Here is a 9,675-nt window from a genome sequence, read left to right as displayed (position 1 = left end):
TTAGCTAAATATAATTTTTGTTCTTCATTTGGATAAATTCTATATTTATAAGCCTTTAATATATCCTCACCTCATTTCATTCCTTAATTTTCTATATACTTTTAACTATATCTATGGTCACGCCATCAGTTGTTATATTATAATTTTTACTTATATTATCAAATATATCTTTCAATCTTATACTTACATCATTGATAACTTCTCTTCTATAGTATATTACCAATAATAGGTGGTAATATACTGAGAATACTTAATAATTGTTACTATCTAAATCCATTAGTATCACTACTTTCTGTAATTTAATATAGTATAAGCATGTTGTTTTTACGCATTCATCCCCACCTTACTTCGTTGAAGATGAGGGCTTCTGCTAGTTACGTTAAAATGTTAATGAAAAACAAAAATGATATAAGAAATGATAAAATTTTATCAGATGCCTAATTTAAGATAGATAAAAAAATAGTAAATAACTTCTACCAAAAGCTATTTACTAAAACTCATTTATTAAAATTGATTTTCCTCACAATTGTTAATTGTCCGTTTTTAATTCTCCATTGATTAAAGGTGCCGCTATATCCAGCTACACCTTAATTTTTAAGGTAGTTTATCTATAAATTTATAGCAATATCTACAATAAATTTATCTACTCTATGAATACTTTAACTGTACTTCCTAGCTTATTATATTTCGAAGATATTTTAATTAAATCTTCTAGGTACACTAAAAAATTGGTATTATTCTCAAGAACCATTTTGCCCTCTTTAAAAAAGGTTATACATTCATAGCAAACTCTAATATCATATTTTGAGTCAACATATATATGTTCAAGTACACTACCATGACCGAGATTATCATAATTTCTTTTTTTAGCTAAACTTACCAATTCTTCAAAATCCTCACATTCCCTTACAGGATTTAAAACTTCTTCTTTTAATTCATCTTCTAAATTATAGAATTGAAATTGAGTCTTTAAAAAATCTTCTATATTTTCTATTAATACTTCCTCTTTTAATACATATAGTATAATTTTTTCTGATTCTTTTTTATTATACAAACTCATATCAATTTTTTCATCTAACGCTCTTAAAACTTTATCAACTTCTAAATTACTATCTTCAAAATCTGGTTTGTAAATTATAATATTATAACAAATTCCACCTTGTAAATATGCTCCCATATTAACTCCTTCCTCATTTCTATAACTAGGCATCTTCAGCAAAATATTCGTCCTATATTTAACTAGTTATTTTAGACACTCTATTATTTTATATAAATTTAAACCTTTTAATAAATTCTCTTTTTACATAACAAAATATAAAATACTCCTTTTAAGTGATGAAATCAATATCGAAATTTGTCTATTTTAACTTAATTATCTTCTTAATTTTCTATTTGAATTTATCAAAGTCTATTTTCGTAAATTTATATCTATTTTTGATATATTGCTCAATTATTCACCATTTTGCTCTTTAAAACTAAAGATTGATAATATAAAAATTTTAAATCTATGTAAACAATTTTAAATCTATGTAAACATCTATATTGTATGGTAAATTAAAGAAAATAATACAGGTAGAAAATATTTTGATTATTTTTATATTAAACTAAGAAGATTTTAAAAAGACTTATAATAAAATTTGAATTTATACAAATTTTATTATAAGTCTTATTTAAGTATTTATTTCTTCATTACTTTCTCATAGATAATGATATTCTTTTTCTTTTTTCATCTACTTCTAGTATTCTAACTTCTACTATATCTCCTACTTTAACTACATCTAGTGGATGCTTTACAAATTTATCACTTAATTGGCTTATGTGTACTAATCCATCTTGATGCACTCCTATATCTACAAAAGCACCGAAGTCTGATACATTTCTTACTGTGCCCATAAGCATCATTTCAGGTTTCAGTTGAGACATTTCAATTACTCCGCTTTTAAATATTGGTTTTGGAAGCTCCTCTCTTGGATCACGACCTGGCTTTTTAATTTCTTTTATTATATCTTTTAATGTAGGAACTCCTACATCTATTTGTTCTGCTAAAGATTCTTCACCTATAGTTTCAACTTTTTCATCTATATCCTTAAGCTTAAATTTCTTTAATTCTTCTTTACTATAACCTAAAATATCCAATAATTTTTTTGCTGCTTTATAGCTTTCTGGGTGAACAGATGTATTATCAAGTGGCTCCTCACTTTCCATAACTCTTAAGAAACCAGCACATTGTTCAAAAGCCTTAGCACCTAATCTTTTTACTTTTAAAAGTTCTTTTCTATTTTTAAACTTACCATTTTCTTCTCTATAGGCTACTATATTTTGTGCAATGGTAGAGTTTACTCCTGAAATATAAGATAATAATGAAGGTGTGGCTATATTTAGATCTACTCCTACATTATTAACACAATCCTCAACTACGCCTTTTAATGATTCATCTAATTTTTTAGGAGTTACATCATGCTGATATTGCCCTACCCCTATAGATTTAGGATCAATTTTAACCAGTTCTGCTAGGGGGTCTTGAAGTCTTCTTCCTATAGATATAGCCCCTCTTACAGTTACATCTAGGTTAGGATATTCCTTAGTGGCAAGCTCTGAAGCAGAATATACTGAAGCCCCTGCTTCTGAAACTACTACATAGTATATATCCTTTCCATTCTCTTCTTTTACTTCCTTTATAACCTGTGCTAAAACCTCTTCTGATTCTCTACTAGCAGTACCATTTCCTAGAGAAATAACATCAACATCATATTTTATAGCCATTTCTTTAAGGATTTTTATAGATTTTTTAATATTATCTTCACTGGATGCTGTAGCATAAACAGTAACATTATCTAAAAATTTCCCTGTTTCATCTAATATTGCTATCTTACATCCTGTTCTAAAGCCTGGGTCATATCCCATAACAGTTTTTCCTTTTATAGGTGAAATCATAAGTAGCGCTTTTAAATTTGCTTTAAATATATCTATAGCACCATTTTCACCTTTATCTGTAAGTTCTGAACGAATTTCTCTTTCTATCGAAGGATATATTAATCTTTTTAAACTATCCTCTACAGACTTTTCTATAAATTCATCAGTTATACTATTATGTTTTAAAGTTTGCCTTTTTAAATATTCTATAATCTTATCCATATCACAGCTTATTTTAACAGAAAGTATTTTCTCTTTTTCTCCTCTGTTAATTGCAAGTATTCTATGAGAAGGAATGGATTTTACAGCTTCACTATATTCATAGTACATTTCATAAGGTGTAGTTTCTTCACTATCTCCTTTAGTTTCAATAATGCCTTCATTAAAAACTAAAGTTCTTATATACTTTCTATACTCAGCTACATCAGAAATCTTTTCACTTATAATATCCTTAGCACCATTTAGTGCATCTTCTATAGCATTTACACCTTTTTCTTCATTTATGAACTCGCTAGCTAAAGCTTCTATATCTCCTTTAAATTCACCTTGAAATATAGCTTCTGCTAATGGAGTTAATCCTTTTTCTACTGCAATAGTAGCTCTTGTTCTCTTTTTAGGCTTAAATGGTCTATAAATATCTTCAATTTCTGTTAATGTTTCAGCTTTTATAAGAGATGTCTTTATTTCTTCTGTAAGCTTTCCCTGTTCATCTATAAGCCTTATAACATCTTCTTTTCTTTCTTCTAAATTTCTAAGATAGTTAAGTCTTTCTGAAAAGCTTCTTAAAACTATATCGTCAAGACCTCCTGTTCTCTCTTTTCTATATCTAGCTATAAAAGGAACAGTGTTACCTTCATCTAACATTTCTATAACATTATCAACTTGACTTTTACTTAAACCAAGTTCTTTTATAAGTTTCTCATTAATACAATTCATTCATTTACCTCCATTATTAATTCTTTAGAAAACTACTAATATAATTCACAACTTAATTTAATTCACAGTTCACAATGCACAATTCACAATTATAGATATTTCTCAGCGATTACTGAGAAATTTAAAATTGATCCTGTAGCGGCGAACAGTGTTCGCCACATAATAGAAATTATTTTGCTAAAAATAATTTCCTCCTTAATTGTGAACTGTGCATTGTGAATTATCTATACACTTCCTATCATACCTTATTATACACATACATATTATTAATAAGAAATATTTTTATTAGGAGAGTGTTATGAAAAAATTTATTGTACGCTATCTACTTTGTGTTTCCCTTGTTTTGTCTTCCTTAAGTTTCCAAAATTATTTTAACATATATAACTTTAATACTTCAAATGTTAAAGAAACTATAGCATATTTATCTCATGATGATTTAAAAGGAAGATTGGCAGGAACTCTAGAAAATCAAATAACTGAAAAGTTCATAAAAGATAAATTTATAAAAAATAATTTAATTCCTTTTGATGATTCTCTTTTACAATCTTTTAGCATTAAATATCCTAAAGTATTAGAGGATGATCCTTCATTATTAGTAATGGATAGTAATAATAATATAATTGAAAAATTTGATTATGGAGTAGAGTATAAAGAAGATTTTATTAACTTTAAAGTAAATGAAGCAACCTTTGATAAAAGCCATATTAAAAATAATAATAATGAAGCCTTAGTTATTAAAACTGATAATGCTTCAATAGTGTTTTATGCTACAGATACTGATGACTTAAACTTTAGAAGCTCTTTTATGGTTTATTCTCCTTTTGATCTATATATAAAGATGAAGATGGAAGAGTTAAAAAGATTAAATGATTTTTTAAATATGGGTAATTCTATATATGTATATATACCTTATGAAATTTCTCAAGCTAATGTAAATAATGTTATGGGATATATAAAAGGTGCTGATAGTAAAAAAAGTCCTATTATTTTATCTTGCCACTTTGACCATATGGGACAAGATATCTTAGGAAATGTTTATAATGGTGCCTTAGATAATGCTTCAGGCACTGCTTTTCTTTTAGAAATGGTAAACTACATTCAAAAGCTAGGAAAAGCTGATAGAGATATTTTATTCGTAGCCTTTAATGCAGAAGAATTTGGTTGTATTGGTTCAAATGAATTTTTAAATAAATATAAAGATAAAATTGCAGAAAGCAAACTTTATAACTTTGATATGATAGGACGCCTTAAAGGTGTACCTCTTTGTATTATGGGTGGGGATAAAGATACTAAGGAAACTTCACTAATAAAAGATTTATCTAAAATTTTTGAAGAAGAAAAAATATACTTTAATTATCTATTTGAAAATTCTAGTGACCATGAAGGTTTTAGACGAAATAATATAGAAGCAGTCACATTATCAGATTATGATTTATCTAGAATTCATACTCTTGACGATAAAGTTGAACATATAGATGAGGATGCAATAAAAAGATGTTTCAATGTAATATCTCAGGAATTGATAAGAAATTATTATAAGTATAATCCTCTAATTTACTATAATAAACAAGTATTTGCAGGCTCCATATTAGGTATATTTTTATTTTCTTATCTTTATAGGAAATATGAACATTAAATAAGAAATTATATAATTTACTAGCAATAAAATTGCTAGTTTTTTATTATAAAAAGATATGCAATAGATTAAAAGTAATATAGATTTCTTAATTTTATGGGTTTACTAGTGTTTTAAAGGATAAATATAACTTATAAAGAATAGATAAATATAATAACTAATACTTTTAATTATTCAGTTATATTTTATTTAAAAGTATAAAGCTAAGGAGTATACACTATGATTTTAAAAATATTGTGTTTTTTGTTGTTTTTATTTGCTGTAAAATCATTGATAAATATCCTTAAAGATATAAAAAATGTAAAAAGCAAAACTAAAGTTTATATTATAGAAGGTGCACTAGATATAGTTACAGTCTTATCTTTATTAATAGGCTCTTTCTTATATATTATTGTGAATAGATTTTCCTTTAATCATATATTTTACATTGTATGTGCTATAGCAATATTATCTAATTTAATAAAACTATCCATAGAATTATTGTGTAAAAAAAGTAATTCTAAGCATTATGTATTGCAAAATACTTTAAACATATTATTAGGAGTATTATTTATTTTTGATAAAGTATTAAATGTTTATTACAATAAATGTAATTTTCACTTAGATACTATAATGTTTTTCTTAGCTATAGCTAAAATATATGTTTATTTAATCTTTGGAGGAGATGAAATAAATAATGAATAATTGCAAATTATAATATTTTAGAAATTATATTTTTACTTTCTTAAACACCTAGATTGAAGATTAATACAAAAGAAAAGTAAAGAGTTTTTAATGCTTAAAGGAGATGATATTATGAATATAAACTCACCAATTTTTATTCCTCATGGACAGTTAGGAATTATCGCCTTAGAAAGTAGTGGTGAATTAGGTAATAAAATTGATAATTATTTAATAGAAAAAAGAAAAAATGATTTATATGATAATTTTGATGATAAGGACACTTGTAAAAGATCTTATCTCATTCCTACTAATGAAGTTCGCTTCTCTAATGGTGAAGGTAAAGTCGTATTAGAAGATACTGTACGAGGTAAAGATATCTATATACTATGTGATATTGGAAATTATAGTTGCACCTATGAAATGTTTGGATTTAAGAATCATAAAAGCCCAGACGATCATTTTCAAGATATAAAGAGAGTTTTGTCTGCAATAGGCGGTAAAGCAAGAAGAATTACTGTTATAATGCCACTAATATATGCTGGAAGACAACATAGACGAAAGGTTAGAGAGTCATTAGATTGTGCTATTGCCCTCCAAGAGCTAGAAAGATTAGGTGTTGGTGATATAATTACCTTTGATGTCCACGACCCTAATGTTCAAAATGCTGTACCATTAATATCTTTTGATAATCTTTATCCTACATATGAAATTCTTAAAACTTTTATAAAAGAAGAAAAAGATTTGCTTATAGATAAGACAAAAATGCTTGTGATAAGTCCTGATACAGGTGCAATGGATAGAGCTATCTATTACTCTAGTGTACTTGGTCTTGATATTGGCCTTTTCTATAAAAGGCGAGATCATTCAAAAGTAGTTAGTGGTAAAAATCCAATTGTTCAACATGAATATATAGGTAGAAGTATAGAAGGACAAAATATATTAATTGTTGATGATATGATTTCTTCTGGAGAATCTATATTTGATATAGTAACAGAACTTAAAAAGCACAAAGCTGAAAAAATATATGTATCAACAACCTTTTCATTATTCACTGAGGGTATTGATAAATTTAATGAGTTTTATGAAAAAGGTTTAATAAATAAAGTATACTCAACAAATCTGACCTACATTCCTCAAAATGTTAAAGATTCTAAATGGTTTAAAGAGGTTGATATATCTCAATTTATAGCAAATATAATAGATAATTTAAACTATGATAAGTCAATTAGTCCATTATTGGATGCAACAAAAAATGTTAAGGATCTTTTAAATAGTACGAAATCATAATAATAATGAAAATCTCCATTTAAGAAATTTAAGATCCTATTTCTTAAATGGGAATCTTTATAATCAAATCTAAAATAAATAACTTCTTTACTACCATAATAAAATTCTAGTAAATATACTTAGTTTATCTATTAACATTTGGCAATCACATGACTTTAAAACTTTTTAATGCATTGTTTCATCATCTTCATTTTCTAAAATTAATTATTAATTTTATCTTTACTATTTATTTTTTCATCTATATAAATATCAAGGGCTTTAATCCCTCTACGAGCAAGTTTAACAAACAATATAAAACCATATACTCCCATAACAATTGTACATAAAATAACTATTATATATACAATTGACATTAATGTAACAAGAACATTCAAAACTATTCCCCCTTAAATTCCATTTAACATCTATATTCTGTCATCTCTAGAAAAATACCTTTTAAAAATCCTATAAATTCCTTAATATAGTTTAAAATATCCTTATAAAATAATGATTTAGAATAGTTTTAAATTATATTAACCTTATTTTTTTAATCTTACCTTATTTTGTATGTTACTAATAGTAATGTTTAAAATAAGGAGTGTAAAAGAAAATAATAGATTATTATTTTCTTTTGCACTCCTTATATAAATTTGAAATTCTTATTGTTTATCTAATTTTTAATCTTTTCTATTATTTTATCAAGAGTTAACTTATACTGATTTCCAGTATTCATATCTTTTAAAGTTAATATATTACTTTTCACTTCTTCACCTCCAATTAAAATTATATTTGATATACCTAGTTTATTTCCATAATTCAATTTCTTAGATATTTTTCCTTCCTCAAAATACACCTCAGAAATAATTCCTTCCTCTCTTAGTTTACTAGCAACATTAATAGAATAATCTAGAGAATCATCTACTGGAATTACTAAAACCTCTGTTAATGTTGAAACTCCTTTACTTTCTATAATTCCAGCTTCTTTTAGTTGATAAAAAAGTCTTGTAAGACCAATGGATATCCCAACCCCTGGAAGTTTCTCCTTAGTATAATATTCTGCTAAATTGTCATAACGACCACCAGAGCATACAGAACCAATTTGTGGATACTTATCTAGCATAGTCTCATAAACAGTGCCTGTATAGTAATCTAATCCTCTAGTAATCTTTAGATCTATAATAAAATTCTTATCTGGTACTCCAAAGCATCTCATATAGTGGATTACTTTTGAAAGTTCTTCTACTCCTTCAATATAAGAAGTATTTGAAATCTCTAGCTTCTTAAGAGAATTTAATATTTCATCATTATTTCCTTTTATATTAATAAACTCGATAATTCTTTTAATGTTGTCAACAGGAATATCTATTTTTTCTAGTTCTGACTCAACTGCCTCTGTACCAATTTTGTCTATTTTATCAACAATTCTTAAAGCTTCTACTTTATTTAAAACTTTAAAATGCTCAAAAACACCATTCATTATTTTTCTATTATTTATGTGTATTTTAAACTCTTTCAATCCTATTTCATTAAATATAGAAAAAATTATACTTGGAATTTCTGCATCATTTATAATATTTAATTTTCCATTACCAATAATATCAATATCACATTGATAAAATTCTCTAAATCGTCCCTTTTGATTTCTCTCTCCTCTATACACCTTTCCTATTTGATATCTACGGAATGGAAAAGTTAAGTCTGACATATGCTCAGCTACATATCTTGCTAGTGGAACTGTTAAATCAAACCTTAAAGATAAGTCACTACTTCCTTTATTAAATCTATAAACTTGCTTCTCTGTTTCTCCTCCCCCTTTAGCTAATAAAACCTCCGATTTTTCAATCACCGGCGTATCCATAGGTATGAATCCATATCTCTCATAAACCTTTTGTATTTTTTCAAGGATTTTATTAAACAATATTTGATCTTGTGGTAATAATTCCATAAACCCTGGTAGTATAGATGGTTTTACAATTTCTTTACTCATTATTTTCCCTCCAATAAATTATAAATTTTAATAATAAAAAAACCCTATAGGTGCTGTACCTATAGGGCTGATAATTTAGTATTTATCTTATCATCACCATAGCTACAATATCCTATTAACATTAATAGACTTGTATCTATGGCTAATTTTTTCCATAAATCAAGTCTTAATAATGATGATGATGAATTGTGTAATTTATTAACTGATATTTTAAAATCACAGTTATTCCTCCTGAATCAAAATTTAGAATATTTTAACATATATTTTGCATATA

8 protein-coding genes and 1 pseudogene are annotated in these 9,675 nt (G+C 26.1%); 3 read left to right on the top strand and 6 right to left on the bottom strand.

Annotated features, from left to right (window positions below):
• From B3603_RS12745 to B3603_RS12730, 4 genes and pseudogenes are all read right to left on the bottom strand, one after another.
• On the bottom strand, positions 1-62 hold a 62-nt coding region (locus B3603_RS12745; protein WP_291565459.1), incomplete at its 3' end, for a helix-turn-helix domain-containing protein.
• Positions 63-91: 29 nt separating this feature from the next.
• A pseudogene (locus B3603_RS12740) lies at positions 92-238 on the bottom strand (transposase); the annotation flags it as partial.
• A gap of 405 nt (positions 239-643) precedes the next feature.
• Positions 644-1,177: a hypothetical protein gene (locus B3603_RS12735; RefSeq protein WP_291565452.1), complete on the bottom strand. Its 534-nt coding sequence runs from the start codon at positions 1,175-1,177 to the stop codon at positions 644-646.
• A gap of 512 nt (positions 1,178-1,689) precedes the next feature.
• A complete protein-coding gene (locus B3603_RS12730; protein WP_291565450.1) occupies positions 1,690-3,849 on the bottom strand; it encodes a Tex family protein in 2,160 nt (719 codons plus the stop codon).
• A gap of 298 nt (positions 3,850-4,147) precedes the next feature.
• Here B3603_RS12730 and B3603_RS12725 point away from each other — a divergent pair, with 298 nt between their 5' ends.
• From B3603_RS12725 to B3603_RS12715, 3 genes are all read left to right on the top strand, one after another.
• The gene (locus tag B3603_RS12725; protein WP_291565448.1) at positions 4,148-5,485 is read left to right on the top strand and encodes a M28 family metallopeptidase; all 1,338 of its coding nucleotides are present in this window, start codon (positions 4,148-4,150) and stop codon (positions 5,483-5,485) included.
• 219 nt (positions 5,486-5,704) lie between these two features.
• Positions 5,705-6,169, top strand: coding sequence for a hypothetical protein (locus tag B3603_RS12720; RefSeq protein ID WP_291565445.1), 465 nt, complete (start codon positions 5,705-5,707; stop codon positions 6,167-6,169).
• Between the two features lie 111 nt (positions 6,170-6,280).
• Positions 6,281-7,435 (top strand): ribose-phosphate pyrophosphokinase, encoded by a 1,155-nt coding sequence (locus B3603_RS12715; protein ID WP_291565443.1) that lies wholly within the window; start codon positions 6,281-6,283, stop codon positions 7,433-7,435.
• A gap of 200 nt (positions 7,436-7,635) precedes the next feature.
• Here B3603_RS12715 and B3603_RS12710 read toward each other — a convergent pair whose 3' ends face one another.
• Entirely contained in the window at positions 7,636-7,809 is a 174-nt protein-coding gene (locus B3603_RS12710; protein WP_291565440.1) for a hypothetical protein, read from the bottom strand.
• 275 nt (positions 7,810-8,084) lie between these two features.
• Positions 8,085-9,401: a histidine--tRNA ligase gene (hisS, locus tag B3603_RS12705; protein ID WP_291565439.1), complete on the bottom strand. Its 1,317-nt coding sequence runs from the start codon at positions 9,399-9,401 to the stop codon at positions 8,085-8,087.
• Positions 9,402-9,675: the final 274 nt, after the last annotated feature.

It is taken from the genome of Clostridium sp. UBA2485 (assembly GCF_002341865.1).
In the GTDB taxonomy this organism is placed as follows: Bacteria; Bacillota; Clostridia; order Clostridiales; family Clostridiaceae; genus Clostridium_J.
This window is presented reverse-complemented; position numbering and strand designations above follow the sequence as displayed.

What these genes read in the sequence shown, in the direction of transcription:
- B3603_RS12735 (WP_291565452.1), bottom strand. Translation starts at nt 1,177, where the DNA reads ATGGGAGCATATTTACAAGGTGGAATTTGTTATAATATTATAATTTAC.
- B3603_RS12730 (WP_291565450.1), bottom strand. Translation starts at nt 3,849, where the DNA reads ATGAATTGTATTAATGAGAAACTTATAAAAGAACTTGGTTTAAGTAAA.
- B3603_RS12725 (WP_291565448.1), top strand. Translation starts at nt 4,148, where the DNA reads ATGAAAAAATTTATTGTACGCTATCTACTTTGTGTTTCCCTTGTTTTG.
- B3603_RS12720 (WP_291565445.1), top strand. Translation starts at nt 5,705, where the DNA reads ATGATTTTAAAAATATTGTGTTTTTTGTTGTTTTTATTTGCTGTAAAA.
- B3603_RS12715 (WP_291565443.1), top strand. Translation starts at nt 6,281, where the DNA reads ATGAATATAAACTCACCAATTTTTATTCCTCATGGACAGTTAGGAATT.
- hisS (WP_291565439.1), bottom strand. Translation starts at nt 9,401, where the DNA reads ATGAGTAAAGAAATTGTAAAACCATCTATACTACCAGGGTTTATGGAA.